General features: G+C 73.1%; 28 protein-coding genes. 19 read left to right on the top strand and 9 right to left on the bottom strand.

Annotation, left to right across the window (positions count from 1 at the left end):
• Positions 1 to 4 precede the first annotated feature (4 nt).
• Positions 5 to 976, bottom strand: a complete 972-nt coding sequence (locus AC6EI4_RS06555; RefSeq protein ID WP_498421574.1) for a VldE C-terminal domain-containing protein — start codon at positions 974 to 976, stop codon at positions 5 to 7.
• 65 nt (positions 977 to 1,041) lie between these two features.
• Complete coding sequence (gene dapD, locus AC6EI4_RS06550; RefSeq protein WP_498421577.1) at positions 1,042 to 1,986, bottom strand: 2,3,4,5-tetrahydropyridine-2,6-dicarboxylate N-succinyltransferase; 945 nt, start codon at positions 1,984 to 1,986, stop codon at positions 1,042 to 1,044.
• Between the two features lie 304 nt (positions 1,987 to 2,290).
• Here dapD and ileS point away from each other — a divergent pair, with 304 nt between their 5' ends.
• The 6 genes from ileS to AC6EI4_RS06520 are packed head-to-tail and all read left to right on the top strand — an operon-like array spanning position 2,291 to position 9,023.
• Complete coding sequence (ileS, locus tag AC6EI4_RS06545) at positions 2,291 to 5,572, top strand: isoleucine--tRNA ligase (RefSeq protein WP_498450961.1); 3,282 nt, start codon at positions 2,291 to 2,293, stop codon at positions 5,570 to 5,572.
• A 27-nt stretch (positions 5,573 to 5,599) separates the two neighbouring features.
• Positions 5,600 to 6,682 carry a succinyl-diaminopimelate desuccinylase gene (dapE, locus tag AC6EI4_RS06540; protein WP_498421584.1) on the top strand — a complete coding sequence of 361 codons (1,083 nt, stop codon included), beginning with the start codon at positions 5,600 to 5,602 and terminating at the stop codon, positions 6,680 to 6,682.
• Positions 6,679 to 7,482: an LOG family protein gene (locus AC6EI4_RS06535; RefSeq protein WP_498421587.1), complete on the top strand. Its 804-nt coding sequence runs from the start codon at positions 6,679 to 6,681 to the stop codon at positions 7,480 to 7,482. The genes dapE and AC6EI4_RS06535 overlap by 4 nt, the downstream gene beginning before the upstream one ends.
• 4 nt (positions 7,483 to 7,486) lie before the next feature.
• Complete coding sequence (locus tag AC6EI4_RS06530) at positions 7,487 to 7,789, top strand: DivIVA domain-containing protein (protein WP_498421589.1); 303 nt, start codon at positions 7,487 to 7,489, stop codon at positions 7,787 to 7,789.
• Between the two features lie 14 nt (positions 7,790 to 7,803).
• Positions 7,804 to 8,229: a hypothetical protein gene (locus AC6EI4_RS06525; protein ID WP_498421591.1), complete on the top strand. Its 426-nt coding sequence runs from the start codon at positions 7,804 to 7,806 to the stop codon at positions 8,227 to 8,229.
• 17 nt (positions 8,230 to 8,246) lie between these two features.
• Entirely contained in the window at positions 8,247 to 9,023 is a 777-nt protein-coding gene (locus AC6EI4_RS06520; RefSeq protein ID WP_498450960.1) for a DUF2817 domain-containing protein, read from the top strand.
• Positions 9,024 to 9,029: 6 nt separating this feature from the next.
• On the opposite strand, the gene AC6EI4_RS06515 is transcribed toward AC6EI4_RS06520, so the two are convergent.
• Positions 9,030 to 9,839 (bottom strand): enoyl-CoA hydratase/isomerase family protein, encoded by an 810-nt coding sequence (locus tag AC6EI4_RS06515; RefSeq protein ID WP_498421596.1) that lies wholly within the window; start codon positions 9,837 to 9,839, stop codon positions 9,030 to 9,032.
• A 258-nt stretch (positions 9,840 to 10,097) separates the two neighbouring features.
• Between AC6EI4_RS06515 and AC6EI4_RS06510 the strand changes: the two genes are divergently transcribed.
• From AC6EI4_RS06510 to AC6EI4_RS06500, 3 genes are read left to right on the top strand one after another with little or no spacing between them, the layout of a single operon-like run.
• Positions 10,098 to 10,265, top strand: coding sequence for a DUF3117 domain-containing protein (locus AC6EI4_RS06510; protein ID WP_081795029.1), 168 nt, complete (start codon positions 10,098 to 10,100; stop codon positions 10,263 to 10,265).
• Positions 10,266 to 10,270: 5 nt separating this feature from the next.
• Entirely contained in the window at positions 10,271 to 11,863 is a 1,593-nt protein-coding gene (locus AC6EI4_RS06505; protein ID WP_498421599.1) for a leucyl aminopeptidase family protein, read from the top strand.
• On the top strand, positions 11,860 to 12,198 hold the full coding sequence (locus tag AC6EI4_RS06500) for a hypothetical protein (protein WP_498421602.1): 339 nt from the start codon (positions 11,860 to 11,862) through the stop codon (positions 12,196 to 12,198). The genes AC6EI4_RS06505 and AC6EI4_RS06500 overlap by 4 nt, the downstream gene beginning before the upstream one ends.
• Positions 12,199 to 12,383: 185 nt before the next feature.
• Here the strand turns inward: AC6EI4_RS06500 and AC6EI4_RS06495 are convergent, their stop codons facing one another.
• Positions 12,384 to 12,944: an O-methyltransferase gene (locus AC6EI4_RS06495; protein ID WP_498450959.1), complete on the bottom strand. Its 561-nt coding sequence runs from the start codon at positions 12,942 to 12,944 to the stop codon at positions 12,384 to 12,386.
• A gap of 334 nt (positions 12,945 to 13,278) precedes the next feature.
• On the opposite strand from AC6EI4_RS06495, the gene sigE reads away from it, so the two are divergent.
• From sigE to AC6EI4_RS06480, 3 genes are read left to right on the top strand one after another with little or no spacing between them, the layout of a single operon-like run.
• A complete protein-coding gene (gene sigE / locus AC6EI4_RS06490) occupies positions 13,279 to 13,878 on the top strand; it encodes an RNA polymerase sigma factor SigE (RefSeq protein WP_498421606.1) in 600 nt (199 codons plus the stop codon).
• Positions 13,875 to 14,453: an anti-sigma factor gene (locus AC6EI4_RS06485; protein ID WP_498450958.1), complete on the top strand. Its 579-nt coding sequence runs from the start codon at positions 13,875 to 13,877 to the stop codon at positions 14,451 to 14,453. The genes sigE and AC6EI4_RS06485 overlap by 4 nt, the downstream gene beginning before the upstream one ends.
• 1 nt (position 14,454) lies before the next feature.
• On the top strand, positions 14,455 to 15,879 hold the full coding sequence (locus tag AC6EI4_RS06480; protein WP_498450957.1) for a trypsin-like peptidase domain-containing protein: 1,425 nt from the start codon (positions 14,455 to 14,457) through the stop codon (positions 15,877 to 15,879).
• A gap of 12 nt (positions 15,880 to 15,891) precedes the next feature.
• On the opposite strand, the gene AC6EI4_RS06475 is transcribed toward AC6EI4_RS06480, so the two are convergent.
• Entirely contained in the window at positions 15,892 to 16,134 is a 243-nt protein-coding gene (locus AC6EI4_RS06475) for a helix-turn-helix domain-containing protein (protein WP_498421612.1), read from the bottom strand.
• Positions 16,135 to 16,233: 99 nt separating this feature from the next.
• Here AC6EI4_RS06475 and AC6EI4_RS06470 point away from each other — a divergent pair, with 99 nt between their 5' ends.
• Positions 16,234 to 16,896 (top strand): hypothetical protein, encoded by a 663-nt coding sequence (locus AC6EI4_RS06470; protein ID WP_498450956.1) that lies wholly within the window; start codon positions 16,234 to 16,236, stop codon positions 16,894 to 16,896.
• 3 nt (positions 16,897 to 16,899) lie between these two features.
• Positions 16,900 to 18,189, top strand: a complete 1,290-nt coding sequence (locus AC6EI4_RS06465; protein ID WP_498450955.1) for a CpaE/TadZ family protein — start codon at positions 16,900 to 16,902, stop codon at positions 18,187 to 18,189.
• On the opposite strand, the gene AC6EI4_RS06460 is transcribed toward AC6EI4_RS06465, so the two are convergent.
• Positions 18,152 to 19,498, bottom strand: a complete 1,347-nt coding sequence (locus AC6EI4_RS06460) for a hypothetical protein (protein ID WP_498450954.1) — start codon at positions 19,496 to 19,498, stop codon at positions 18,152 to 18,154. The two genes, AC6EI4_RS06465 and AC6EI4_RS06460, sit on opposite strands and share 38 nt — an antisense overlap.
• 1 nt (position 19,499) lies before the next feature.
• Entirely contained in the window at positions 19,500 to 19,949 is a 450-nt protein-coding gene (locus tag AC6EI4_RS06455) for a hypothetical protein (protein WP_498450953.1), read from the bottom strand.
• A 120-nt stretch (positions 19,950 to 20,069) separates the two neighbouring features.
• Here AC6EI4_RS06455 and AC6EI4_RS06450 point away from each other — a divergent pair, with 120 nt between their 5' ends.
• Genes AC6EI4_RS06450 through AC6EI4_RS06435 form a run of 4 tightly spaced genes read left to right on the top strand, consistent with a single transcriptional unit; the run spans position 20,070 to position 23,852 of the window.
• A complete protein-coding gene (locus AC6EI4_RS06450; protein ID WP_498421624.1) occupies positions 20,070 to 21,515 on the top strand; it encodes a WS/DGAT/MGAT family O-acyltransferase in 1,446 nt (481 codons plus the stop codon).
• A complete protein-coding gene (locus AC6EI4_RS06445) occupies positions 21,512 to 21,952 on the top strand; it encodes a DUF6912 family protein (RefSeq protein ID WP_498450952.1) in 441 nt (146 codons plus the stop codon). The genes AC6EI4_RS06450 and AC6EI4_RS06445 overlap by 4 nt, the downstream gene beginning before the upstream one ends.
• Positions 21,953 to 21,989: 37 nt before the next feature.
• Positions 21,990 to 23,618: an L-glutamate gamma-semialdehyde dehydrogenase gene (gene pruA / locus AC6EI4_RS06440; RefSeq protein WP_498450951.1), complete on the top strand. Its 1,629-nt coding sequence runs from the start codon at positions 21,990 to 21,992 to the stop codon at positions 23,616 to 23,618.
• A 30-nt stretch (positions 23,619 to 23,648) separates the two neighbouring features.
• Positions 23,649 to 23,852: a hypothetical protein gene (locus AC6EI4_RS06435; RefSeq protein ID WP_498450950.1), complete on the top strand. Its 204-nt coding sequence runs from the start codon at positions 23,649 to 23,651 to the stop codon at positions 23,850 to 23,852.
• Here the strand turns inward: AC6EI4_RS06435 and AC6EI4_RS06430 are convergent.
• Together AC6EI4_RS06430 and AC6EI4_RS06425 are read right to left on the bottom strand one after the other, a co-directional pair.
• Complete coding sequence (locus AC6EI4_RS06430) at positions 23,831 to 24,904, bottom strand: alkene reductase (protein ID WP_498450949.1); 1,074 nt, start codon at positions 24,902 to 24,904, stop codon at positions 23,831 to 23,833. The genes AC6EI4_RS06435 and AC6EI4_RS06430 overlap by 22 nt on opposite strands.
• Positions 24,905 to 24,991: 87 nt before the next feature.
• Positions 24,992 to 25,474 (bottom strand): DUF2505 domain-containing protein, encoded by a 483-nt coding sequence (locus AC6EI4_RS06425; RefSeq protein WP_498421630.1) that lies wholly within the window; start codon positions 25,472 to 25,474, stop codon positions 24,992 to 24,994.
• A 110-nt stretch (positions 25,475 to 25,584) separates the two neighbouring features.
• Between AC6EI4_RS06425 and AC6EI4_RS06420 the strand changes: the two genes are divergently transcribed.
• Positions 25,585 to 26,400 carry a tryptophan 2,3-dioxygenase gene (locus tag AC6EI4_RS06420; RefSeq protein ID WP_498450948.1) on the top strand — a complete coding sequence of 272 codons (816 nt, stop codon included), beginning with the start codon at positions 25,585 to 25,587 and terminating at the stop codon, positions 26,398 to 26,400.
• Positions 26,401 to 26,451: the final 51 nt, after the last annotated feature.

Here is a 26,451-nt window from a genome sequence, read left to right as displayed (position 1 = left end):
TGCTTCAGTCGGCGACGTCGACGTGCACGTGGTCGCGGTGCTCGAGGATCGCGGCCGTGGCGGCGTCGCGCCCGCTGGTGTCGATCTTGTAGTCGCGCCACCCCGCGGTGGAGCGGCGCGCGGTCCAGATCTTGCCGTCGAAGATCACGGTGTCGATGTCGAGGCGCTGGGCCTGGGCCACCAGGTAGCCGGCGATCGCCCAGCCGCGGCGCTTGTTGTCGCGGTTGATCGGGCGCACGAACACGTCCACCGCGCGGCCCTCGTAGTGCGCCGAGCCCTCCTTGTGGCCGCTGGAGACGCCCTCGGGGTCGAAGCCGCCCATCGGCAGCGGCCCGAAGACGGCGCGCAGGTCGCGTCGTACGGCGGCGGCGCGGTCGGTGAGCCCGGCCTCGTCGAGGTCGTCGGACTCGCGCTCCCGGTCCCCGCTGACCACGCAGGTGAAGGTGCCGCCCGGCGAGTTGCCAGTCAGCGCCGAGGCGAGCGCCCGGCCGTCGGCGGCGTGGTCGGCGTAGGCGTCGGGGAACCCCGAGCGCTGCACCTCCTGGGCGGCCTCGGTGATCGGCATCGACTCGTAGCCCTCGACCCGCTCCAGCGCGTCGTAGAACTTGTTGGTCGCGTAGACCGGGTCGAGCACCTCCTCCTCGGTGCCCCAGCCCTGCGAGGGGCGCTGCTGGAACAACCCGAGGGAGTCGCGGTCGCCGAAGTCGATGTTGATGATCTTCGACTCCTGGTAGGCGGTCGCCAGCGCGATCGACGCCGCCCGGGCCGGCATCTGGCGCTGCACCGCGATCGCGGTGATCAGCGCGGCGTTCTCGGCCTGGTCGGTGGTCAGCTCGACCTCGCGCCCGTCCACGCTCGCCGTGCAGCCGCTCTGCCCGGGCAGCCGGACGACGCCCTCCTGGACCGCGAGGACCGAGACGGCGAGGACGGCGAGCAGGCCGACGCCTGCTCCCGTCCAGCGCAGTGCCTTGCCCATGCGTGTTCCTCGGGTGACTCGGGGAGTGGGTGTTGCGGGGGTGGGTGTGGGGGGTGGGGCGGGGCTCAGTTCGCGTGCAGGATCGCGTTGAGCTCGACGCCCTCACCGCGCCACGGCACGGCCTCGATCGCGCCGGTCACCGAGTTGCGGCGGAACAGCACGTTCGAGGCGCCCGACAGGGTGACCGCCTTGACCACCTGCGGCTTGCCGTCCATGTCCTTGACGGTGACCTTGGTGCCGGCGGTGACGTAGCAGCCCGCCTCGACCACGCAGTCGTCGCCCAGCGAGATGCCCAGGCCGGAGTTGGCGCCCAGCAGGCAGCGCTCGCCGACGCTGATCACCTCCTTGCCGCCGCCGGACAGGGTGCCCATGATCGAGGCGCCGCCGCCGACGTCGGAGCCGTCGCCGATCAGCACGCCGGCCGAGATCCGGCCCTCGACCATCGAGGCGCCGAGGGTGCCGGCGTTGAAGTTCACGAAGCCCTCGTGCATCACCGTGGTGCCCTCGGCCAGGTGCGCGCCGAGGCGGACCCGGTCGGCGTCGGCGATGCGCACCCCGGACGGCATCACGTAGTCGACCAGGCGGGGGAACTTGTCCACCCCGTACACCGTCACGTGCTGCCCGGCGGCCTGGAGCCGGGCCCGGGTGCGCTCGAAGCCGGCGACCGCGCAGGGGCCGGCGGAGGTCCACACCACATTGGTGAGCAGCCCGAAGACGCCGTCCATGGAGATCTGGTGCGGCACCACCAGCCGCGAGGAGAGCAGGTGCAGGCGCAGCCAGGCGTCCTCGGTGCTCGCGGGGGCGGCCGAGAGGTCCGTGATCTGCACCAGCCGCACCTCGCGCCGTACGGCGCGCACGTCGTCCTCGCCCTCCAGCGCGCTCAGCTCGGCGGGCGCCGTCGGGTCGGCGGGGGCCGCGCCGAGCGCCGGCTCGGGGAACCACACGTCGAGGATGGTGTCGTCAGCGGTCACGGTGGCCAGGCCGAAGCCCCAGGCGTTAGCAGCAGTCACGCTCCCCAACTCTACGTAACGCCACCCACCCCGCGGTCCGGGGCACGCGCCGCGGACCGGAATGGATTGGTGGGGTGGGGGAGCGGGGCGTAATCTGGGAGGCAAGGCGTCTGAGCCGTCATCAGCGGCGAGCCTCCGGAAGAACGACGCGCGAGCGCTCACTAGAACCGGACGGGTGGGCCCGTCACAGCCTGCGATGAAGTGGTCGCCCGCGTGCGGGTGGCAAGCGAGGTGGTACCGCGGCGTGAGTCGTCCTCGTGGTCTGGACACGATCGACCCGACCCGCCACCAGGAGAAGCCACCGATGACCTACCCGAAGGTCGCCACCAGCGGCACCAGCAACGTCCCGTCCTCCCCGCGCTTCCCGGAGATCGAGGAGCGGGTGCTGGCGTACTGGAAGGACGACGAGACCTTCCAGGCCAGCGTGCAGGCGCGCGAGGCCGGTGCGAACGGCGAGAACGAGTTCGTCTTCTACGACGGCCCGCCGTTCGCCAACGGGCTGCCGCACTACGGCCACCTGCTGACCGGGTACGTCAAGGACATCGTGCCGCGCTACCAGACGATGCGCGGCAAGCGCGTCGAGCGCCGCTTCGGCTGGGACACCCACGGCCTGCCCGCCGAGCTCGAGGCGATGCGCCAGCTCGGCCTGAAGACCACCGACGAGATCCACGAGCTCGGCGTGGAGAAGTTCAACGCCGCCTGCCGCGAGTCGGTGCTGCGCTACACCGGCGAGTGGCGCGAGTACGTGACCCGCCAGGCGCGCTGGGTCGACTTCGACCACGACTACAAGACGCTCAACCCCGACTACATGGAGAGCGTCATCTGGGCGTTCAAGAGCCTGTACGACAAGGGGCTGGTCTACGAGGGCTTCCGCGTCCTGCCCTACTGCTGGAACGACGAGACGCCGCTGTCGAACCACGAGCTGCGGATGGACGACGACGTCTACAAGAGCCGCCAGGACCCGGCCGTCACGGTCGGCTTCCGCCTCGAGCCGCTGCCCGGGCGCCCCGACCCGGTCCTCGACGGCGCGCACGTGCTGATCTGGACCACCACCCCGTGGACGCTGCCCTCGAACCTCGCGGTGATGGTCGGCTCCGACATCGACTACGTCGTGGTCGAGGCGCCCGTGCCCGGCACCGAGGAGACGGCGCGCTACCTGCTGGCCGAGGCCCGGCTGGCGTCGTACGCCCGCGAGCTGGCCGGCGAGGACGGCGAGTTCACGATCCTCGGCCGCTACCGCGGCGCCGACCTGGTCGGGCGCCGCTACACGCCGCCGTTCTCCTACTACCTGGGCCACGAGAACGCCTTCCGCGTGGTCGCCGCCGACGACGCGGTCACCACCACCGACGGCACCGGCGTGGTGCACACCGCCGGCGCGTTCGGTGAGGTCGACAAGGAGGTCACCGACCGCGAGCACATCGAGGCGGTGATGCCGGTCGGCAAGGACGGGCGCTTCACCCACCCCGTCGACGACTACGCCGGGATGCTGGTCTTCGACGCCAACCTGCACGTGATCGACCACCTCAAGGCCGCCACCCGCGGCGCGAGCGAGGGGACCGGCTCGGTCACCCCCGGCACGGTCCTGCTGCGCCGCGAGACCTACGACCACTCCTACCCGCACTGCTGGCGCTGCCGCGAGCCGCTGATCTACAAGGGCGTCTCGTCGTGGTTCGTCGAGGTCACCGCGATCAAGGACCGGATGGTCGAGCTCAACCAGCAGATCCACTGGGTGCCCGAACACATCAAGGACGGCCAGTTCGGCAAGTGGCTGGAGAACGCCCGCGACTGGTCGATCACCCGCAACCGCTTCTGGGGATCGCCGGTGCCGGTGTGGAAGAGCGACGACCCGGCCTACCCCCGCATCGACGTCTACGGCTCCTTCGAGGAGCTCGAGCGCGACTTCGGGGTCACCGTCACCGACCTGCACCGCCCCTACATCGACGAGCTGACCCGGCCCAACCCCGACGACCCGACGGGGCGGTCCACGATGCGCCGCGTCGAGGACGTCCTCGACGTCTGGTTCGACTCCGGGTCGATGTCGTTCGCGCAGGTGCACTACCCGTTCGAGAACGCCGAGTGGTTCGAGCACCACTTCCCCGGCGACTTCATCGTGGAGTACATCGGCCAGACCCGCGGCTGGTTCTACACGATGCATGTGCTGGCCACCGCGCTCTTCGACCGCCCGGCGTTCAGCTCGTGCATCAGCCACGGCATCGTGCTCGGCTCCGACGGCGCCAAGATGAGCAAGTCGCTGCGCAACTACCCCGACGTCAGCGAGGTCTTCGACCGCGACGGCGCCGACGCGATGCGCTGGTTCCTGATGTCGAGCCCGATCCTGCGCGGCGGCAACCTGGTCGTCACCGAGGCCGGCATCCGCGACTCCGTGCGCCAGGTGCTGATGCCGCTGTGGAGCAGCTGGTACTTCTTCACCCTCTACGCCAACGCCGCCGGCGAGAGCGGCTACGAGGCGACGCCGCGCACCGACTCCGCGCACCCGATGGACCGCTACATCCTGGCCAAGCTGCGCCAGTACGTCGCGCAGGCCACCGGCCAGCTCGACGAGTACGACATCGCCGGGGCCTGCGAGTCGACGCGGACCTTCGTCGATGTGCTCACCAACTGGTACATCCGCCGCTCGCGCGAGCGGTTCTGGGCCACCGGCGCGGTCGAGGAGAGCGAGGCTCACGACGCCTTCGACACCCTGGCCACCGTGCTGGACGTCCTCTGCCGGACCACCGCTCCGCTGCTGCCGCTGACCACCGAGGAGATCTGGCGCGGGCTGACCGGCGGGCGCTCGGTGCACCTCACCGACTGGCCGACGCTCGACACGCTGCCGGCCGACGACGCGCTGGTCGCCGCGATGGACGCGGTGCGCGAGGTCTGCTCGGCGGGCTCGGCGCTGCGCAAGGCCGCCAAGCTGCGCAACCGGCTGCCGCTCGCGCAGCTCACCGTGGTGGTGGGCGACGCGCAGGCGCTGGCCGGCTTCGAGGAGATCATCGCCGACGAGCTCAACGTGAAGTCGGTGCGGCTGCTCGACCTGGCCGCCCCCGAGGCCGCGTCGTACGGGGTGTCGCAGAAGCTCAACGTGAATGCCCGCGCCGCCGGCCCGCGGCTGGGCAAGGACGTGCAGCGCGCGATCAAGGGCTCGAAGTCCGGGGACTGGTCGGTCGCCGAGGACGGCACCGTGACCTCCGGCGGGCTGGCGCTGGTGGAGGGGGAGTACACCCTCGAGACCGTCGCCGCGGGCGCCGCGGACGGCTCGGCCACCGGGGTGCTGCCCGGCGGCGGGTTCGTCGTGCTGGACACCGGCGTCTCGCCGGAGCTGGCCGCCGAGGGCCTGGCGCGCGACCTGGTCCGCGCCGTGCAGCAGGCGCGCCGCGAGGCCGGTCTGGAGGTCTCCGACCGGATCACGCTGACGGTGGACGGCCCCGGAGCCGTGCTCGAGGCCGTGCGCACCCACCAGGCGCTGGTGGCCGGGGAGACCCTGGCCACCGAGGTCGTCATCGGCGCCGGCGCGCCCGAGGGCGCCACCGAGGCGCCGGTGGGCGAGGGGGAGACGGCCACGATCTCGGTCGCCCGGCGCTGAGGGGGCGGTGGCTGGTTGGATGGCACCATGACGCAAGCCGCTGTGACCCCGCTGGACCTCGAGGCCGACGTCGTGGCCCTGACCGAGCAGCTGGTCAACATCGAGTCGGTGAGTCGTGCCGAGGGCCCGATCGCGGACGCGGTCGAGGCCGCCCTGCGCGCCTACCCGCACCTGCGCGTGACCCGGCACGGTCACACGGTGGTGGCCCGCACCGAGCTGGGGCTGCCCGAGCGGGTGGTGATCGCCGGTCACCTGGACACCGTCCCGCTCAACGACAACCTGCCGGCGCGCCGCGACGGCGACCTGCTGCACGGCCTGGGCACCTGTGACATGAAGGGCGGCGACGCGGTCATCCTGCACCTGGCCGCGACGCTGCCCGAGCCCAACCGCGACGTCACCTACATCCTCTACGAGGCCGAGGAGATCGAGGCGGTGCACAACGGCCTCAAGCTGCTCGCCGAGAGCCACCCCGAGCTGCTCGAGGCGGACTTCGCGATCCTGATGGAGCCCTCCAACGCCTCGGTCGAGGCGGGCTGCCAGGGCACGCTGCGCGTCGAGGTGCGCACCTCAGGGGAGCGCGCCCACTCCGCGCGCAGCTGGCGCGGCGTCAACGCCATCCACAAGGCGGGCGCGATCCTGCGCACCCTGGAGGAGTTCGAGCCCCGCAAGCCGGTGATCGACGGGTTGGAGTACCACGAGGGCCTCAACGCCGTCTTCGTCTCCGGTGGCGTCGCCGGCAACGTGCTGCCCGACGAGTGCGTCGTCACCGTCAACTACCGCTTCGCCCCGGACCGCTCCGAGGCCGAGGCCGAGGCGTTCTGCCGCGAGCTCTTCGCCGGCTACGACGTACGCCTCACCGACACCTCACCCGGAGCGCTGCCCGGCCTGACGGTGCCCGCCGCCGCGGCGTTCGTGGAGGCGGTCGGCGGCCAGGTGGCGCCGAAGTTCGGCTGGACCGACGTGGCGCGCTTCAGCGCGCTGGGCATCCCGGCGGTCAACTTCGGCCCCGGCGACCCGGTGCTGGCCCACAAGCAGGAGGAACACGTGCCGATCGAGCACATCACCCGTTGCGAGCAGCAGCTGCGGCGCTGGCTGGGAGGCTCCCGATGACCACGCCACCGGCCACCGACCCCGTCGGCGAGCACGACCGCACCCGGGTGCGCCGTCGCGGCGCCGAGGTGATGCGGCGCAGCCAGGTCGACCACGGCACCACCGACCAGCGGCTGCTCGACTCGCGCGGGCCCAGCGACTGGGTGCACACCGACCCGTGGCGGGTGCTGCGGATCCAGGCCGAGTTCGTCGAGGGCTTCGGTGCGCTGGCAGAGCTGGGCCCGGCCATCGGCGTCTTCGGCTCCGCGCGCACCAAGGCCGACCACCCGCACTACGCGATGGCCGAGGAGGTCGGGCGCAAGCTCGCCGAGGCCGGCTTCGCGGTCGTCACCGGCGGCGGTCCCGGCGCGATGGAGGCCGCCAACAAGGGCGCCTCGGAGGCCGGCGGGGTGAGTGTCGGGCTCGGCATCGAGCTGCCCTTCGAGACCGGGCTCAACCAGTGGGTCGACAAGGGCATCAACTTCCGCTACTTCTTCGCCCGCAAGACCATGTTCATCAAGTACTCCCAGGGCTTCGTGGTCCTGCCCGGCGGCGTCGGCACCTTCGACGAGCTCTTCGAGGCGCTGACCCTGGTCCAGACCGGCAAGAAGACGTCGTTCCCGATCGTCCTGCTCGGCGTCGACTACTGGCAGGGGCTGATCGGGTGGCTGCGCGAGACGGTGATGGCCGAGGGCAAGATCTCGCCGCAGGACCTCGACCTGATCACGCTGACCGACGACGTCGACCACGCCGTCTCGCTGATGGTCGAGGCCCGACACGGCGACTGGCCCGCCGACCCCGTTCCCGAGCAGCCGGAGTGACGCCATGGTCTGGTTCTTCGCGGTCCTGATCGTGCTCGCCATGGGCGGGGTCGCGCTCGTCGCCGCCGGGCGGGGCGACCCGCTCCTCGACGTGTACGACGACCGTCCCGACGCCCTGGTGCCGGCCGAGGGGCCGCTGCGCCCCGAGGACCTGCGCCGGGTGCGCTTCTCGGTGGCCTTCCGGGGCTACCGGATGTCCGAGGTCGACGCCCTGCTCGACCGGCTGGCCCGCCAGCAGGAGGACGCCGCCGGCGGGCCCGGCGCCGTACCGCCCGCGGACTCGCGTGGCGGCCCCGACCCGGACTAGGGCACACTGCCCGGGTGTCCACGCAGGTGATCATCTACATCCTGACCGCCCTCGCCGCGGTCGTCGTCGTGCTCACGAGGGTCCGGCTGGGCTCGGAGACCGGAGGTGCGGGGCAGTTCCGGGTCGGCCGAGCGCTGCTGAACCTGCACACGGTGGTCGGTGCGCTGGCCATCGTGACATGGCTGGTCTTCCTCCTCGCCCCGAAGGACTCGGCGCTGGGCGGAGCCGGGTTCGGCGTCGTCTCGCTGGGCCTGTGGTGGGTGGTCGCGCTGGCCGGCCTGGCGATCCTGCTGCGCTGGGCGCCCACCCGCGGCAAGCACGCCTCCGGCAGCCGTGAGGACACCTGGAGCGACGGCCCCGCGCTGTCGCTCCTCGCCCACGTCGGCATGCTCGTCGGTGCCTGCGTGTTCACCGGCGCCTACCTGGTCGCCGCGGTCTGACCCGCGAAGGCTCATCGATGCTCCGCTCACGTCTCCCGGTCCTCGTCGCCGCCCTCGCCCTGGCCACCGGGCTGACCACCGGGCTGGCCACGCCGTGGGCCCCGGCGGTCTCGGTTGAGGCCGCGTCGTCGCAGAGTGCCGCTGAGCGGTCCGCGGTGGTCGAGACCCGGGTGATCGGCCGCTCGGTGCGCGGGCGCGCGATCCGGGCCTTCCGCCTCGGCGAGCCCGGGCGGAAGCGGGTCGTGCTGATCTCGACCATGCACGGCAACGAGCGCCAGACCAAGCAGATCCTCGAGGCGCTGCGCGACGGCCCGGCGATCCGCGGGCTCGACCTGTGGGTGATCCCCACCTACAACCCCGACGGCTTCGCCCGAGGCACCCGCAAGAACGCCCGCGGGGTCGATCTGAACCGCAACTTCCCCTACCGGTGGGCCGACCTCGACGGCAACTACGAGTCGGGCCGGCGACCGGCCTCCGAGCCTGAGACCCGGGCGGTGATGGGCTTCCTCGACGACGTCGAGCCGCACCGCGTCCTGAGCTTCCACCAGCCGCTGCACGGGGTGGACACCGACACGAAGTCGAAGGGCTTCGCGCGGCGGGTGGCGCGTGGGCTGCGGCTGCCGCGCAAGACCTTCTCCTGCGGCAGCGTGTGCCACGGGACGATGACGATGTGGTTCAACCACACCTTCGCCGGGTCCGCGCTCACCGTCGAGTACGGCGCCGCCCCGCGCCGGCGCACGATGCGCGTCGACGCGCCCCGACAGGTGCTGAGGATCTTCGGGGCGCGTCGCTGACGGGCCTCAGCGGCCCTGGAACTCCGGCTTCTGCTTGGCGATGAACGCGGCCACCGCGCTCTCGTGGTCGGCGGTGGCCCCGGTGCGCTGCATCATCCGGCTCTCGAAGGCCAGCGAGTCCTCGAAGCCGTGACCGGCGGCGTAGGAGACCGACTGGCGGATCGAGGCGAGCGCGACCGTCGGGCCGGCGGCCAGGCGGACGGCCAGCTCGCGCACGGTGCTCTCGAGCTCGGCGGGGGGCACCACGCGGCTGGCGAGGCCGATCTCGAGCGCCTCGGCGGCCGGCACCGTGCGGGGGAAGTAGAGCAGGTCCAGCGCGCGGGCCGGACCGACGAGGCGCTGCAGGGTCCAGCTGGCGCCGGTGTCGCAGGAGAGCGCCACCCCGGCGAAGGCCAGGTTGAAGCCGGCGGTGTCCGCGACGATGCGCAGGTCGCAGGCCATCGCCAGGCTCGCGCCGGCCCCCGCGGCGACGCCGTTCACGGCCGCCAGCACCGGCTTGTCCATCGTGGCCAGTGCGGTGACGATCGGGTTGTAGTGCTCGTCGACGGTGCGGAACAGCTGCTCGCTGGAGTCGCTGTGCAGGATCTCGATGTGCTCCTTGAGGTCCTGGCCCACGCAGAACGCCCGCCCGGTGCCGGTCAGCACCACGCAGCGCACCGCGGGGTCCTCGGCGACGCTGGTGACGGTCTCGCGCAGGGCGACCTTCGTGGCCACGTCGAGGCTGTTCATCGCGCCGGCGCGGTTGAGGGTGATCGTGGCGACGCCCTCGGTGACGTCGAGCAGGACGGGGGACTCGGGTGACTGCGTGTCGGACATGGCGTGACCCTATCGGTGGGCGAGCGCTCGGAGGGTTCGATCCCGCGCAGGTGGGTACGGTGCCCAGCGCCCCGGGTGCCGCGACGAGCGTGTCGCAGCGCCGCGCAGACCCCCTCGCGAGACCGTGGCCCGACCTGTGGTCGGCGTCACTTCGCTGATGGGGGATAATGGTGCGGCGCACGGCCCCCCCCGGACCTCCGGGGAGGACGCACGGGGCGCGCAGGTACCACAACACGTACTCACAGAAGAGGTGCACGGATGGCGGCAATGAAGCCTCGGACGGGTGACGGTCCACTGGAGGTCACCAAGGAGGGCCGGGGCATCGTGATGCGCGTGCCTCTCGAGGGCGGCGGCCGCCTGGTGGTGGAGCTCAACGCCGAAGAGGCCGGGGCTCTGGGCAACGCCCTCAAGGACGTCGTCGGCTGATCGCCGTGACATCCCCCGCATCGACCGCAGTGACGCCCCAGCTTCCCAGCCAGGTCTCGCCGCCGGAGTTCGCGCTCAGCGCCACCGCCGCCCACGCCATCCTCGGCGTGGAGGTGGTGGCGCTGCCCGTCATCCCCGCACCCGGCGCGTCCGCCTCCGAGGACAGCGGCGCAGTGCTGCTCGGCCCCGGGGGCGCGGAGCTCTCCGAGGCGCTCGGGGTGGACCTCCTCGAGCTGCTCGAGCAGCAGGAGGCGACCGGCCGCACCGGTGAGATCACCTCGTTCCCGGTGCTCGGCACCCAGGGACTCGACAACGACCGGCTGAGGACCGTTCTCCTGGTCGGCGTCGGCGAGCAGCAGCCCGTCGACTTCCGGCGCGCCGGCGCCGCGCTGGCCCGCGCCACCCGGGACCGCTCCAGCCTGGCCACGACGCTGCCCGCGATCGCCCCCGACGGCGGCCTGGAGGCCTTCGTGGTGGGCGCGATGCTGGGCTCCTTCGTCTTCCACTGGCGCTCGGAGGGACCCGAGCACCACCCGGTCGGCCGGATCGTGCTCGCCGGCCTGCCGGACGCGGACGACGACGCGCGGGCCCTGGAGCTCGACCGGGCCCTGGCCCTCGGCGGTGCCGGCTGGCGGGCGCGGGTGCTGGCCACGGTGCCCTCGAACCTGAAGAACCCGGGCTGGCTGGCCGAGCAGGCCCGCCTCGTCGCCGACGAGGCCGGCCTCGAGATCACCGTGCTCGACGAGACCGAGCTGGCCGCTGAGGGCTTCGGCGGCATCGTCGCGGTCGGGCAGGCCTCCGCCACGCCGCCGCGGCTGATCCGGCTCGACTACACGCCGCCCGGCGCCGATCGTCGTACGCCGCGGGTGGTGCTGGTCGGCAAGGGCATCACCTTCGACACCGGCGGCCTGTCGATCAAGCCCGGCGAGGCCATGGTCAACATGAAGCGCGACATGACCGGCGGCGCCGTGGTGATCTCGGTGCTCGCCGCGCTGGCCGACGTGGGCTGCCCGGTGCGTGTCACCGGCCTGATCGCGGCCGCCGAGAACGCCGTCAGCGGCAACGCGCTGCGCCCCGGCGACGTGATCCGTCACTACGGAGGGCGCACCAGCGAGGTCACCAACACCGACGCCGAGGGGCGCCTGGTGATGGCCGACGCGCTCGCCTTCGCCGCCCGCGAGCTGAAGCCCGCCGCGCTGGTCGACATCGCCACGCTGACCGGCGCGATGAAGGTGGCCCTGGGGCTGCGCACCGGCGGCTTCTTCGCCAACGACGAGGCGCTGGCCGCGTCGATCCGCGAGGCCGGCGAGGTCTCGGGGGAGACGCTGTGGCGGATGCCGCTGGTCGCCGACTACGAGGAGAAGCTCGCCTCGAAGGTCGCCGACGCCGACAACGCCGCCGGCGGGGCCGGCGCCATCACCGCGGCGCTGTTCCTGCAGCACTTCGCCGGTGACGTGCCGTGGGCCCACCTCGACGTCGCCTCGGTCGGCGACTCGCCCGAGGACGTGCACGAGTGGACGGCCGGTCCGACCGGCTTCGGCGCCCGGGCCCTGCTCACCTGGCTCGGCCGGCCCGACCCGCTGGACGGGGTCTCGTGAAGGGGCTGACCGTCCGCTGGTCGCTGCATGAGGCTCCGGCCGGAGTCGAGGAGGAGCTCGCGTCGTACGTCGCGGACTCCTCGCACGCCCGGTTCACCGGGATGGCCGGGCTGCGCTTCAAGACCTGGCGGATGCGCCCGGGGGAGTGGTTCGAGGGCTGCTACGTCTTCGCCACCGATCAGGCGCGCGCCGACTTCCAGGCTGGCTTCGCCGCCGGGGCCGCCGACGCCCCCGGCTCGAAGATCATCGGCAGCGCCCCGGTCCTCATCGAGGAGTGCGACATCGTCGCCATCGCCGAGGGCTGGGACGGCTTCCACGCCACCCCCCGCGCCTGACCCGCCGACTCGGCGCGAGCTCGCACCCAAAGCACGCCGAGTCGGCGTGAACTCGCGCCCGCAGCGTGCCGAGTCGGCGCGAACTGCGGAGTTCACGCCGACTCGCGTCGCACGGCGAGTGAGTTCACGCCGACTCGCGTCGTACGGCGGGTGAGTTCGCGCCGACTCGGCGTAGGGCGGGTGGGTCAGGCGCCGGCTTCGGGGGACCAGACCTTCTTGGCGGCGAGCAGGCCGTCGCCGACGGGGAGCAGGACCGAGAGCAGGGCGTCGTGCTCGGCGATGCGGTGGCCCAGGGAGCGGATGGCGACGGTGTCGGCGTCGCGCTGGGACGGGTCCGCCACCCGGTCGTGCCACAGGGCGTTGTCGAAGACCACGATCCCGCCGGGGCGCAGCAGGCGCAGCGCCTCGTCGAGGTAGGCGCCGTACTCCTGCTTCTCGCCGTCGCAGAAGACGAGGTCGTAGTGCCCGTCTGTCAGCCGCGGGAGCACGTCGAGGGCCGAGCCGGAGATCGTCCGGGCCCGCTGGGCGGGGATCCCCGCGTCGCTGAAGCTCCGCTTGGCCAGGCGCTGGTGCTCGGCCTCGATGTCCACCGTGGTCAGCACGCCGTCCGCGCGCATGCCGCGCAGCAGCCACAGCCCGGAGACACCCGTCCCGGTGCCGATCTCGACGACGGCGCGCGCCTCGAGCAGGGCGGCCAGGAAGCGCAGGGCGGCGCCGGCGCCGGGGCTGACCGGCACCACGCCCATCTCGTCGGCCCGGCTGCGGGCAGCCGCCAGGACGTCGTCCTCGGCGACGAACGCCTCGGCGTAGGACCAACTCGCGGGCTTGATCGGGGTGGTGATGATGACCTCCTGGGGCGAATGCCTGCACTGGCCGGGCAGACGACCGACTCGGGTGGACTCTATCGCGACCGGTCACAGGGAGGATCGGAACAATCGTGTCACCCCAGGCGTTGAACGCAGGGAAGTGGGGGAGCAACCCGTGGCTGGTTCACAGGCTCCTCTCAGCAGCGGTTCCTAGGGTGAGGAGGCACGACGCTTGTTCACCTCGAGCACGCGCAGCAACGCACAGGAGGCCCCGGTGGGCACCACCGAGACCGGCAACCAGTCCGGACTGAGCTGGGACGAGATCGTCGAGCAGCACTCGGGACGGGTCTACCGGCTCGCCTACCGGTTGACCGGGGACCGCCACGACGCCGAGGACCTCACCCAGGAGGTGTTCGTCCGCGTCTTCCGGTCGCTGTCGACCTACACCCCGGGCACCTTCGAGGGCTGGCTGCACCGGATCACCACGAACCTGTTCCTCGACCAGGCCCGGCGCAAGCAGCGGATCCGCTTCGACGCGCTCTCCGACGAGCGCGCCGGCCGGCTGGAGAGCAGCACCCCCAGCCCGGACGCGGCGTTCGCCGAGCGCACCTTCGACGACGACGTCGAGCGCGCCCTGGCCACCCTGCCGCCGGACTTCCGCGCCGCCGTGGTGCTCTGCGACGTCGAGGGCCTGAGCTACGAGGAGATCGCCGACATCCTGGGCGCGAAGATCGGCACGGTGCGCTCGCGGATCCACCGTGGCCGCGCCATGCTGCGTACGGCGCTCGCCCACCGCGCGCCCGCCGCCGGCCGGGTGCGCTACGCCGGTCCCGCTCTCGGCGAGAGCACCAGCGGCGCCGGAGGGGACCGATGAGGCAGCCGCTGGGCCACCTCGGCGACCGGGTCAGCGCACTCCTGGACGGCCAGCTGCCGCCGGAGGAGGAGGAGCGCGCCTGGGCCCACGTGCACCGCTGCCACCCGTGCCGTGACCTCGTCGAGCGCGAGGGCTGGGTGAAGACCCGCCTGGCCGGGCTCGACCTCTCCTCCGCCGACCCCTGCCCGGACCGGCTCAAGGGGTCCCTGCTCGACGCCGCACGCCTGCACGCCAGCACGTACGGCTCGGCCGGCGAGTCGGCGGCCGCGGGGCCTGGCGCCGTGTGGGTCGTCGACCGATCGCGGCACCGCACCGGGCTCGTCGTGCTCGGCACCGGGGCCCTCGGCGCGGCGATGGTCGGGATGCTGGCGCTGGGCACGCTCTCCGGCGGCGCGGGCGCGGACCGCCGTACGCCGCCCGCCGAGATCAGCCCCGGCCGCCAGATCGCCCCCGCCTCCCCAGGCTCCGTGCAGAGCCCCAGCACCTCGCCTTCGCGCCCGAGGGCGAGCACCTCGACGCGGTCGCGTCAGCCACGCAGTGGTCCCGCTCTGGCCCGCCAGCACACGATGGAGTGAGATGGACCCCGTGAACCCGGACGACGAGCCCCGCCACCAGCGCGACGACGCCCCCAGCGACGCCCCCAGCGACGCCCCCCGCGACGACCTCGCGGCGCCGCCGGCCGACGAGCCGCACGACGTCGAGCAGACCTTGCCCCTGCAGGGCCACCAGTGGACCCCGCCGGGCGCCCCGCCCCGCGTCCAGCAGCCCTGGGGCTCCCCGCCGCCCGCGCAGCCGCAGGACGGGCCGCCGCGTGGTGGCACGCAGCCGTACCCGATGGCCCAGCCGCCCCCCGGCTCGCCGTACGCCTTCGCGCCCCGGCCGATGGCGCCCCCGCCGCCGAAGGGCAGGGTGCCGGGCTGGCTCTGGCCCGCGGTCGCGGCGCTGGCCCTGGTGGTCGGACTGGCCGGTGGGACGATCGGCGGCGCCCTCGTCCAGGACTCCGAGGACGGCAGCGGCCTGGTCAGCGGCGGCCTCGACAGCGTCGACACCCGCACCGAGGCGCCGCTGGAGCCCGACAACGGCTCGGTCGCCGCGGTGGCCCAGGAGCTGCTGCCCAGCACCGTCCAGGTCGTCGCCGAGTACGGCGGGGAGGAGGGCGGCGCCACCGGCTCCGGCTTCGTGCTCGACGAGCAGGGCCACATCGTGACCAACAACCACGTCGTCGCCGAGGCCGCCCAGAAGGACGGCACGATCGAGCTGATCGACCACGAGGGCAAGCGCTACGAGGCCACCGTCGTCGGGCGCAGCCCGGTCTACGACCTGGCGGTCCTGGTGACGAAGAAGCCCGGCTCCCTGGTGCCCGCGGCGCTGGGTGCCTCGGAGTCGCTGCTGGTCGGCGAGAGCGTGATCGCGATCGGCTCCCCGCTCGGCCTGAGCTCCACGGTGACCTCGGGGATCGTCAGTGCGCTGAACCGCCCGGTGACCACCGGCGACAGCGACAACGAGTCGTCGTACATCAACGCGGTGCAGACCGACGCCGCGATCAACCCCGGCAACTCCGGCGGCCCGCTGGTGAACCTGAGTGGCCAGGTCGTCGGGGTGAACTCCGCGATCGCCACCACCGGCGGCGGCTTCGGCGGCGAGTCCGGCAACATCGGGGTGGGCTTCGCGATCCCGATCGAGCAGGTGCGCACCACCGCCGACCAGATCCTCAGGAGCGGCGAGGCGCGCTACCCGGTGATCGGCGCCGAGGTGCGCATCGGCGGCAGCGATGGCGCGGGCGCGGAGATCCAGAAGGTCAACGCAGGCACACCCGCCGAGAAGGGGGGCCTGCGCGAGGGGGACATGGTCACCGCGGTCGACGGCGACCCGGTCACCGACGGCATCTCCCTGATCGTGGCCATCCGGACCCACCAGCCGGGCGAGACGATCGCGTTCACGGTGCAGCGCGACGGCTCCGAGCGGGAGGTCGAGGTCACCCTCGGCTCCGAGGTGGGCTGAGCCCGCCGCGGCTCAGGCCTCGGGGCGACCCTCGGCCTCCACGAACGGGTGCTGGTCGACGAAGTCGCGGGTCTCGGCGTACATCCGCTCGATGAACTGCTCGAGCTGCGCGGCCTCCACGCGCCACTGGCCCCGCCCGCCGATCTTGATCGCGGGCAGGTCTCCGCGGCGCACCAAGGCGTAGACCTGGGCGCTGGAGGTGTTCAGGACCTCGGCCACGTCGGCCAGCGTGAGAAAACGGGGGGATGCGGCCATAGGACAACTCTGCCACCTTGCCGGGCAGCGGGGCGCGCTGGCGGGTCCCCTGTGGACAATCGGATGACCGAAGCGCCCCTCTGACGCCATGATGAGCGGGTGAGTCAGTCTCTCGAGGCGTACGACGCCCCCGCTGCCGTGCGGGCCACGGCGCCCGGCTGGCGCGATCCTCGGCTGTGGATCGGTCTCGTCATCGTGGCGGTGTCGGTGCTGGTGGGGGCTCGCGTGGTGGGCGGCGCCGACGCGACCGTCGCGGTGTGGGCGGTCGCCGAGGAGATGGGCGCCGGCGACACGGTGCTGCCCGAGGACCTGGTCCAGCGCCGGGTCCACTTCGACTCCGACGGCGACGCGGCGCGCTACCTCGCCGCCGCGGAGCCGCCCCCCGACGGCAGCCGGCTGACCCGCAGCGTCGGCGCCGGGGAGCTGCTGCCGGTCTCGGCGCTGGGCTCGCAGGAGGACAGCGGCGCGGTGGAGGTGCCCCTCGCGGCGGCGCTGGTGCCCCCGTCGGTCGGGGCCGGCTCGGTGGTGAACGTCTGGGTGACGCCCCCGCCCGGCAGCGCCGACGCCGAGGGTCAGACGGACGACGCGGTGCTGGTCCTCGAGGAGGTCGTGGTGATCGAGGCGCCCCGGGCCAGCGCCGAGTTCGGCGGCAGCGGGCAGCGACAGCTGGTGGTGGCGGTGCCCCCCGAGCAGGCCGAGCGGCTGGGGGACGCCCTCGGCGCGGCGGCCGCCGGCACCGTGACCGTGACCCGGCAGGGCTGAGCGGTGATCTGCGTGCTGGTGGTCGCCTCGGGCGCGACCTGGGAGTCGGGCGCCCTGCGCGTGCTGCAGGAGCGCCCCGGCGTCGTGGTGCTCAAGCGCTGCGTGGACGTCGACGACCTGCTGGCCTGCGCCGCCGCCGGACAGGCCGACGTCGCCGTGGTCGCGCTCGACGCCCCGGGGCTCGACGTGGCTGCCGTGGACCACCTGCGCCGTCACCGCGTCCGCGCCGTCGGCGTCGTACCGGACCCGCTCGCCGAGGAGGCCGCCCGGCTCCGGGCCGGACGGATCGGGATCCACATGCTGGTGCCGGCGCGCGCGCTGGACCAGCTGGCCGACACCGTCTCCGCGCTCGGCGCGGACCCCGGTTGGGGCCCCGGTCCGCGCGTCGAGCTGCCGCCCAGCCGCACCCCGGAGCCGGGTGCCGCCGACCCGGAGCCGGCGGACCCGCCCGAGGAGGGACGCGTGGTCGTGGTGTGGGGTCCTGCCGGAGCTCCCGGGCGGACCCTGCTGGCCACCTCGATCGCCGCCGAACTGGCCCGCCGTGCGGTGCCCACCACGCTGGTCGACGCCGACCCGCAGGGCGCGTCGGTGGCCCAGCAGCTCGGCATCCTCGACGAGGTCTCCGGGCTGCTCTCCGCGTCCCGGCTGGCGGGCAGCGGCGAGCTGGCCGGCAGGTTCGCCACGGTCCAGCGCGCCCTCGGCGCGCACCTGCGCGTGGTCACCGGGCTGCCGCGACCGGACCGCTGGGTGGAGGTGCGCTCCGGCACCGTGGAGCACCTGCTGGAGCTGGCCCGCGCGAGCGGCCACGTCGTGGTCGACACCGGATCCGGGCTGGAGGACGACCTGGGCGCCGAGATCGGCGGCCGGCCGGGGCGTCACCAGATGACGCTGGCGGCCCTCGAGTGCGCCGACGAGCTGGTGGTGGTCGGCAACGCCGACCCGGTCGGGCTGTCCCGGCTGGCCCGCGGGCTGGTCGAGCTGCGCGAGGTCACCGGGGGAGTGCCGGTGCGGGTGGTGATCAACCGGATGCGCCCGACGCTGGGTTGGGCCGAGCGGGAGATCGCCGCGATGGTCGAGGGGTTCGCCCGGCTGCGCGGGCTGCACTTCCTGCCCGAGGACCGGGCCGGCGCCGACCGGGCGCTGGTCGCGGGACGCAGCGTGGTGGAGACCGGCGACTCGGCGCTGGCCCGGGGGCTGGTCACGCTCACCGACGCGCTGGCCCCGCACACCGTCGCCGCCGGCCCGCGGCGCACGATCAGGAGGAGAACAGCAGGTACAGCCCGCCTCCGGTGAACGCCACCATCGCGATCAGCATCGGCAGCTGGCCGACGAGCTGGTGACGCTTGGGCAGCAGCCGCACCGCCCGGTCGTGGCTGGCGATCACGCCGAGCACGTGGCCGATCACGATCGCGATCACCTTGGTGTTGGCCAGGAACGTCGGGTGGTAGGTCAGCCAGGTGTTGGGCTGCAGGTCGGCGGTGCCGAGCAGGTCGCTGCCGTTGCTGAGCGGGTCGCTCATCTGGATCAGCGTCTGCTGGCCGTAGCCGACCAGCATGCTCAGGTAGTGGGCGACGATGTAGCCCACGATGATCGGCACCATCGCGTGCGCGAAGAGGTCCGGCAGCGTGCCGCGCCGTACCCCGGGGCCGACGCCGGTGGCCATGCTGGCGACGCTGAGGATGACACCGACGCCGACGCAGAACGCGAGCAGCGCCAGGTTGTTGAGCAGGCCGGTCGCGATCTCGCTGGACTGGGTGTAGCTGACCCAGGTGGGGGACTCGCTGAAGGAGTCGTACGCCGTGCTGCCGAAGAGCACGGCGGCCACCGCGACCAGCCCCGGCCTCACCTCGACGGTGTCGAGGTTGGCCAGCGGGCTGCGCAGCACCAGCTCGCGCGAGTCCTCGCCGCTGCGACGCCACCCGAAGACCGACAGCTTGCCGACCAGCGTCGAGTAGACCTCGAAGGGGTCCGCGCTCTCGTAGAAGCGGTTGCCGAACAGCGCCCCGCCGATCAGCATCGCCGCCACGTAGACCGCGCACCACAGGCGGGTCGGGCCCACCTCGCTGGAGTAGGGGTAGACCAGCTCCAGCCAGACGAACGCGAACAGGCCCAGCGCCGCCGGCCAGTAGCCGAGCCGCTCGGGGTAGCGGAACAGCCCGTGCCCGGGGTCGGTGCCGCTGACCCGGGCGATCAGCGCGTTGATCGTGCGCAGCGGGCTGATCGCCTTCCAGAACGGCCCGAACAGCAGCGAGAGCGGGACCAGCCCGACCCAGACGTAGACGTAGAAGATGCCTAGGAACGGGTTGGTGGCCAGGTCCTGGCCGAAGATCGCGGCGACGGCGGTGTAGAGGAAGAAGGCCAGGCCGAAGACCCGCAGCGCGCCGCGGAACCACGGCGACGCCACCAGCTCCCCGAGCCAGGCCGGGGCCGGGCGCCCGCCGCTCTCGCCGGTGTAGCGCGGCGAGCGCCAGGCCAGCGCCAGCACCGTGAACGACACCACCAGCGCGGCGACGGCGCCGACGATCGCCAGCTCGGGCGGGATCGGGAGGTCCTTGGCGCCGCCGATGCCGTGCGCCCGGAGCGCGGAGGAGGGGTCGCCCACCTCAGCGGACTTCGAGCTGGACCACGGTCAGCGCCGGGTCGTGCAGCTCGACGGCGACCACGCCCGGGGTCTCGATGGTGAGCTCGTGCTCGGTGGTCCCGGGCGTGAAGGCGATCTCCTGCTCCGGGGCGGAGTGCACGTGCATCTCGCCGGCCACGTCGGAGGTGATCGCGAAGACGATGGTCTCGCCCACGGCCGCCTTGACCCGGTCGCCGCTGGGGGAGACCTTGCCGTCCTCGATGGTGACGTCGATGGTGTTCGCCGCCGGGGCCTCGGCGCTGGCGCTGGGCGAGCCGCTCGCGGCCGACTCCGAGCCGGACTCCGCCGGGGCCGACGAGGACGAGCCGGACGCCGGTGCGTCGCTCTCCTTCGAGTCGTCCCCGCAACCGCCGGTCACCAGCACCATCAGCGCGGCGACGGCGGCAGCCGACACCTTTCCGGCCCGAACCACCACGTCTTGCTCCGTTCTCGTCAACCAACTCTGTGTCTACGCCAACCGCTCGGTCGCGGCTCTGCCAGAATGCCATGTCCGTGTATCGCCGGACGAAGCGGCGCGACGAAAGGGAACCCCATGACCGAGCGGCTCCGACCGCGCGACCTGGCGTTCCTCGCCGGGGAGTCCGCGACCGCTCCGCTGCACAACGCGACCCTGGAGATCTTCGAGCCGGGCCGCTCCGGCTTCGAGTACGGTCAGGCGGTGGACCTGGTCCGCGACCGGATCGCGTTCGTGCCCCGTTACCGCCAGCGGATCCAGCCGGTCCCCGGGCGGCTCGCGAACCCGCTCTGGGTCGACGACCAGTCCTTCGACCTCGGCTACCACGTGCGCCGCTCGGCCCTGCCGCGCCCCGGCACCATGGACCAGCTGCGCGAGCTCACCGCCCGGATCGTCTCGCGCCCCCTCGACCGCAGCCGGCCGCTGTGGGAGATCTACTTCATCGAGGGCCTCGAGGGCGGCCGGGTGGCGGTGCTGGCCAAGTCCCACCAGCTGCTGGTGGACGGGGTCGAGACCGTCGACCTGGGGCAGGTGGTGCTCGACGTCACCCCCGACGTCGCCGAGCTCGACGCCGACGAGTGGCGCCCGCGCAGCCACCCCAGCCCGGCCGCCCTGGTCGTCGACGCGCTGCGCGAGTCCGCCGCCGACCCGTCGCTGGTCGCCAGCACCGTGATCGGCAACACCGAGTCGGCGCTGCGGGCGGTCGGCTCCGTGGCGCACGGGCTCGGGGTGGTGGCGAGCGCGCTGGCCAACCGGCGCACCACCCCGGAGTCGCCGATCCACGCCGAGCTGTCCCAGCAGCGGCGCATCGTCACCGTGCGGACCAGTCTCGAGGACTACCGCAAGGTCCGCCGGGCGCACGGCGGCACGGTCAACGACGTCATCCTCGCCACCGTCACCGGAGGACTGCGGGCGTGGCTGATGGCCAGCGAGGAGGTCGTCCGCCTGCCCCGGCAGCTGCGCGCGATGGTGCCGATGTCGGTGATCGACGACGAGCTCGAGGCGACCTCGCTGGGCACCCAGATCGCCGGGCACCTGGTGGACCTGCCGGTCGGCGAGCCCAGCCCGGTGGTGCGCCTGCACCAGGTCTCCTACTCCTTCAAGGCCCACGGCGAGACCGGCCGCGCCGTCGGTGCGCGCCGTCTCGCCGGGATCGCCGGCTTCGCGCCGACGACGTTCCACGCGCTCGGCTCGCGGGTGGTCGCCAGCGAGCGGCGGGCCTTCGACCTGTCGGTCACGAACGTGCCCGGGCCGCAGTTCCCGCTCTACGCGGCCGGCGCCCAGATGCTGGAGAGCTACCCGCTGCACCCGCTGCTGCCCGGCCACGCGCTCGCGATCGGCGTCACCTCCTACGACGGCTGCGTCTACTACGGGATCACCGCCGACCGCGACGCGCTGCCCGACGTCGACGTGCTGGGCCAGTGCGTGCTGGAGGCGCTCGACGAGCTGGTCGACAGCGCCAGCGAGACCCGCCCGCGAGCCCCCCGCGGACGGCGTACGACGAGGAAGAAGACGGAGCCATGAGCGTGCGGATCTACCTGCCCACCACCGCGACCGGGCTCGCGACCCTGGTCGAGCAGGGCCGCCTGGCGGGCCCGCTGCGCGCCCACGCGGTCACCGAGGGGCTGCGCCGCGAGTGGAGCGAGGGTGACGACGAGGGCTGGGAGTACGCCGCGCTGATGGCCGCCGCTGCCGACTCGGCGCGCCTGCGCACCGGCTCGGAGCGCCCGCGTCGCTACGTCGTCGCCGCGGACGTGCCCGAGGCCTGCGTCGCGCCGGCCGCCGGGGACGCGGACGCGGACGCGGACGCGGACGTCACGCTCGTCGAGGTGAGCGCGGACGTGGTCTGGAAGAACGTCGCCGCCGCCCACGTCGACACCGAGGACTGGCCCGGCGACGCACCCGACCCCGACGAGGACCTGGCCTGGTTCGCGACCCAGGAGATCCGCCACCTGGTGTGACGTTGAGCGCGTCGTGCGGGTCTGACACCATCACACGATGGACGCCATCTCGTTCCCGCCGCCCCCCACCAACGAGCCGAACCTGACCTACGCACCCGGCAGCGCCGAGCGCGAGACGCTGGTCGCGGAGCTGGACCGGCTCGAGGCGCACCAGCGCGAGCTGCCGGCGTACATCGGCGGTGAGTGGCGTCCCGGCGGCGGCGCGGAGATCCAGGTCGTGCAGCCCCACGACCACGCGCACGTGCTGGGGGTGACCCACGACTCGACCACGGCCGACGCGCGGGCCGCCGTCGAGGCCGCCGCGCAGGCGGCCCCGGGCTGGCGGGCGATGCCCTACACCGAGCGCGCCGCGGTGCTGCTGCGGGCGGCCGACCTGCTCGCCGGGCCGTGGCGCCAGCGGCTCAACGCGGCCACCATGCTCGGTCAGTCCAAGACCGCGGTGCAGGCCGAGATCGACGCCGCCTGCGAGCTGATCGACTTCTGGCGCTTCAACGTCCACTACGCCGGCCAGATCATGGCCGAGCAGCCGATCGCGCACGCGCCGGGCGTGTGGAACCGCACCGACCACCGCCCGCTGGAGGGCTTCGTCTACGCGATCACGCCGTTCAACTTCACCGCGATCGCCGGCAACCTGCCCACCGCGCCCGCGCTGATGGGCAACACCGTGATCTGGAAGCCGTCGCCGACCCAGCAGCTGGCCGCCAGCCTCACCATGGAGCTGCTCGAGGAGGCCGGGATGCCGCCGGGCGTGATCAACATGCTGCCCGGTCACGGCCGCGACGTCTCCGAGGTCGCGCTGGCGCACCCCGACCTGGCCGGCATCCACTTCACCGGCTCCACGCCGACCTTCCAGCACCTGTGGGGCACGGTGGGCGCGAACATCGCCGGGTACCGCTCCTACCCGCGGATCGTGGGGGAGACCGGGGGCAAGGACTTCATCCTGGCCCACCCCTCGGCCGACCCGGACGTGCTGCGCACCGCGATGGTGCGCGGCGCCTTCGAGTACCAGGGCCAGAAGTGCTCCGCCGCCTCGCGTGCCTACGTCCCGCGTTCGCTGTGGAGTCGCATCGGCGACGACCTGGTCGCGGAGGTGGAGGCGATCGAGATGGGCGACGTCACCGACCTGTCGAACTTCATGGGCGCGGTCATCGACGCCCGCGCGTTCGCCAAGCACCGTGAGGCGATCGCCCGGGTGCAGGGCGTGGCGCACCTCGACCTGGTCGCGGGCGGGCAGACCGACGACTCCAAGGGCTGGTTCGTCCGGCCCACGGTCGTGGTCTCCACCGACCCGACCGACGAGATGTTCTCCACCGAGTACTTCGGGCCGATCCTCGTCGTGCACGTCTACGAGGACGACGACTTCGAGGCGGTGGCCCGCCAGCTCGAGTCCGTCGCGCCGTACGCCCTCACCGGCGCGATCATCGCCCGCGACCGGCGCGCGGTGGCGTGGGCGGCCGAGGAGCTGCGCTTCGCGGCCGGCAACTTCTACGTCAACGACAAGCCCACCGGCGCCGTCGTCGGCCAGCAGCCCTTCGGCGGGGCCCGGGCCTCCGGCACCAACGACAAGGCCGGCGCCCCGGCGAACCTGCTGCGCTGGACGTCGCCGCGCTCGATCAAGGAGACGTTCGTGGCGCCGACCGACTACCGCTACCCGCACATGGGCTGACAGCGGGCCCCGGGACTACCATCGGGGGCGATGAACACCGTCCTGCTGCCGTTGCACATGGGGGCCCTGCACGCCTACGAGCAGGCGCTGGTGGTGGGCCTTGCGTTCGGGCCGTTCGTGCTCCTCGGCGTGGTCGCGTTCTTCCTGCGCCGCCGCGACGCCCGTGAGGAGAGCGGCACGGCCGACGGGCCCGCCCAGACCCCGCCCTCGGATCAGCCCTCCAAGAACGGGTAGTCGGTGTAGCCCGCGGCCCCGCCGGAGTAGTAGGTGTGCGAGTCGGGCCGGTTGAGCGCGGTGCCCAGCGCCCAGCGCCGCGGCAGGTCCGGGTTGGCGAGGAACGGGCGGCCGACCGCGACCGCGTCGGCGAGGTCCTCGTCGACGAAGGCCTCGGCCTCCTCGCAGGTGGTGATCGAGGCGAAGCCGGTGTTGACCACGGTGAACCCGTCGAAGCGCTTGCGCAGGTGCTGCACCAGCTCCAGGCGCGGGTCCGCGAGGATGCTGAGGTAGGCCAGGCCGAGGGGCGCGAGCGCCTCCAGCAGCGTCGTGTACGTCGCCTCGACGTCGGCCGGGTCGTCCTCGCCTGCGCCCTGGATGTTGTTGGCCGGGGAGATCCGGATGCCCACCCGCTCGGGACCGATCGCCGCGGCGACGGCCTGGGCCACCTCGATGGTGAGCCGGGCCCGGTTGGCCGGCGAGCCGCCGTACTCGTCGCGGCGGTGGTTGGCGCCGGGGGCGAGGAACTGGTGGAGCAGGTAGCCGTTGGCGGCGTGGAGCTCCACCCCGTCCAGCCCGGCCTCCACGGCGTTGCGCGCCGCCTGCACGTACTCCGCGACGATGCCGGGCAGCTCCTCGGCCGCCAGCTCCCGCGGGACCGGGTAGGCCTGCATGCCGGTGGCGGTGAAGATCTGCCCGGGTGCCGCGACGGCGCTCGGCGCGACCGTCTCGGCGCCCTGCTTGTTGTCGGGGTGCGCGACCCGGCCGGCGTGCATCAGCTGCATCACGATGCGCCCGCCGCGCGCGTGCACGGCCTCGCTCACCCGGCGCCAGCCGGCCACCTGCTCGGCGGTGTGGATGCCGGGGGTGTCGGCGTAGCCCTGGCCGACGGCACTGGGCTGGGTCCCCTCGGTGACGATGAAGGCCGCCGAGGCCCGCTGCGCGTAGTACTCCACGGCCAGGTCGGTGGGGACCATGCCCGCGCCCGCCCGGCTGCGGGTCAGGGGCGCCATCACCACCCGGTGGGGCAGCTCGCCGAAGGCGGTGCGGGCGGGGGTGAAGAGGTCGGTCACGTGGATCAGGCTCCTGCCGGTGGGGGATGCTCGTGCCCTGGGCCCAACCCGGGCCGGGAGCAGACCATTCCCGCGCCGCGTCGGGCCTCAGCCGGCGAGGTGCTCTCGCCCGACCTGCTCCTCGATGCGCAGCGCCTTGAGCAGCAGGTCGCTGACCAGGCCCTCGATCTTGCCGCCGACGATCGGGATGGCGACCTTGATCTCCAGGTCGACGGTCTCGGTGGTGCGGCCCTCGGCCTCGACCAGCCGGATCGTCCCGTGGATCTCGCCGGGCTTGTGCGGGATCGTCACGTGCACGTCGGCGTGCTCCGGCGACGTCCAGGTCTCGGTCTGCACGACGTTGATCTCGTCGCCGACGAACTTCCGGGCGAAGCCGGGGATCGACTCGGCGCTCTCGTGCTCGTCGACGGTGACGACGGTGGCCGCGCCGTCGGGCACCACGCTCACCTGGTGGCGCAGCACGTGGCGGGCCTCGCAGACCCGGTCGCGGAAGCCCTGGTCGCGCAGCATCGCGGAGACCTGCGCCAGCGGCGCGTCGTAGGTCAGCTCGTGGGTCAGCCGCCGGGCCATCTCAGCGGACCCCGTTGCGGCGGGAGGGGACGGGACAGGACACGACGACTCGATTCATGGGGGACATGATGACCTAACCACCGGCACCGGCGCGGGGTTACGGTCGGTGGATGACCACCGAGGAACGGTCCCGCCGGCACGACAGCGACGTCTCCTTCGGCGAGCAGGGCGCCCAGCTCACCTACGGCAGCTACCTGCGCCTGCCGCAGCTGCTGGACTGCCAGCACCTGGAGTCCGAGCCGCCCGCCCACGACGAGCTGCTCTTCATCACCGTCCACCAGGTCTACGAGCTGTGGTTCCAGCAGCTGCTGCACGAGCTGCAGGCCGCCCGCGACGCGATGCTCCACGGCAAGCTGTGGTGGGCCCTGCACCTGCTCACCCGGGTGCACGTGATCGAGCGGACGCTGATCGGGCAGATCGACGTGCTGGAGACGATGACGCCGCAGGACTTCCTCGAGTTCCGCCAGCGCCTCGCCCCGGCCAGCGGCTTCCAGTCGGTGCAGTTCCGCGAGCTGGAGTTCCTCTCCGGGGCCGGCGATCGCGGCTACCTCGAGCGGTTCCGCGCGATCACCGACGAGGAGCGGGCCCGCCTCGAGCGCAGGCTGGCGGAGCCGACGCTGTGGGACGTCTTCGTCGAGGTGCTCGCCGCGCACGGGCTGGACGTCGACGACGACGCGGAGGTGCTGTCCGCGCTGCACACGATCGCCCACGACCGCGCGGCGTACGCCGAGCTGTGGGCGCTCGCCGAGGCCCTGCTGCAGCACGACGAGCTCGCCGCCGCCTGGCGCGCCCGGCACGTGGTGATGGTGGAGCGGATGATCGGCGACCGGTCGGGGACCGGCGGCTCCAGCGGCGCCGGGTACCTGCGCTCGCGCCTGGATCTGCGCTACTTCCCGCTGCTGTGGCAGGCCCGCTCCGGGCTCTGAGCGGCCCCTGGGCCGGCCGCCACCGGGCGGTGTTGTCCCGCTCACGGCGGC

It is taken from the genome of Nocardioides sp. Z43_10 (assembly GCF_059766615.1).
The sequence above is the reverse complement of the archived record's forward strand: the minus strand, read 5'-3'. Positions and strand labels throughout refer to the sequence as shown.

Coding starts and splice junctions, on each gene's coding strand:
- AC6EI4_RS06555 (WP_498421574.1), bottom strand. CDS start 976: ATGGGCAAGGCACTGCGCTGGACGGGAGCAGGCGTCGGCCTGCTCGCC.
- ileS (WP_498450961.1), top strand. CDS start 2,291: ATGACCTACCCGAAGGTCGCCACCAGCGGCACCAGCAACGTCCCGTCC.
- dapE (WP_498421584.1), top strand. CDS start 5,600: ATGACGCAAGCCGCTGTGACCCCGCTGGACCTCGAGGCCGACGTCGTG.
- AC6EI4_RS06535 (WP_498421587.1), top strand. CDS start 6,679: ATGACCACGCCACCGGCCACCGACCCCGTCGGCGAGCACGACCGCACC.
- AC6EI4_RS06530 (WP_498421589.1), top strand. CDS start 7,487: ATGGTCTGGTTCTTCGCGGTCCTGATCGTGCTCGCCATGGGCGGGGTC.
- AC6EI4_RS06520 (WP_498450960.1), top strand. CDS start 8,247: ATGCTCCGCTCACGTCTCCCGGTCCTCGTCGCCGCCCTCGCCCTGGCC.
- AC6EI4_RS06515 (WP_498421596.1), bottom strand. CDS start 9,839: ATGTCCGACACGCAGTCACCCGAGTCCCCCGTCCTGCTCGACGTCACC.
- AC6EI4_RS06510 (WP_081795029.1), top strand. CDS start 10,098: ATGGCGGCAATGAAGCCTCGGACGGGTGACGGTCCACTGGAGGTCACC.
- AC6EI4_RS06495 (WP_498450959.1), bottom strand. CDS start 12,944: ATGGGCGTGGTGCCGGTCAGCCCCGGCGCCGGCGCCGCCCTGCGCTTC.
- AC6EI4_RS06485 (WP_498450958.1), top strand. CDS start 13,875: ATGAGGCAGCCGCTGGGCCACCTCGGCGACCGGGTCAGCGCACTCCTG.
- AC6EI4_RS06480 (WP_498450957.1), top strand. CDS start 14,455: ATGGACCCCGTGAACCCGGACGACGAGCCCCGCCACCAGCGCGACGAC.
- AC6EI4_RS06475 (WP_498421612.1), bottom strand. CDS start 16,134: ATGGCCGCATCCCCCCGTTTTCTCACGCTGGCCGACGTGGCCGAGGTC.
- AC6EI4_RS06450 (WP_498421624.1), top strand. CDS start 20,070: ATGACCGAGCGGCTCCGACCGCGCGACCTGGCGTTCCTCGCCGGGGAG.
- AC6EI4_RS06445 (WP_498450952.1), top strand. CDS start 21,512: ATGAGCGTGCGGATCTACCTGCCCACCACCGCGACCGGGCTCGCGACC.
- pruA (WP_498450951.1), top strand. CDS start 21,990: ATGGACGCCATCTCGTTCCCGCCGCCCCCCACCAACGAGCCGAACCTG.
- AC6EI4_RS06435 (WP_498450950.1), top strand. CDS start 23,649: ATGAACACCGTCCTGCTGCCGTTGCACATGGGGGCCCTGCACGCCTAC.
- AC6EI4_RS06425 (WP_498421630.1), bottom strand. CDS start 25,474: ATGGCCCGGCGGCTGACCCACGAGCTGACCTACGACGCGCCGCTGGCG.
- AC6EI4_RS06420 (WP_498450948.1), top strand. CDS start 25,585: ATGACCACCGAGGAACGGTCCCGCCGGCACGACAGCGACGTCTCCTTC.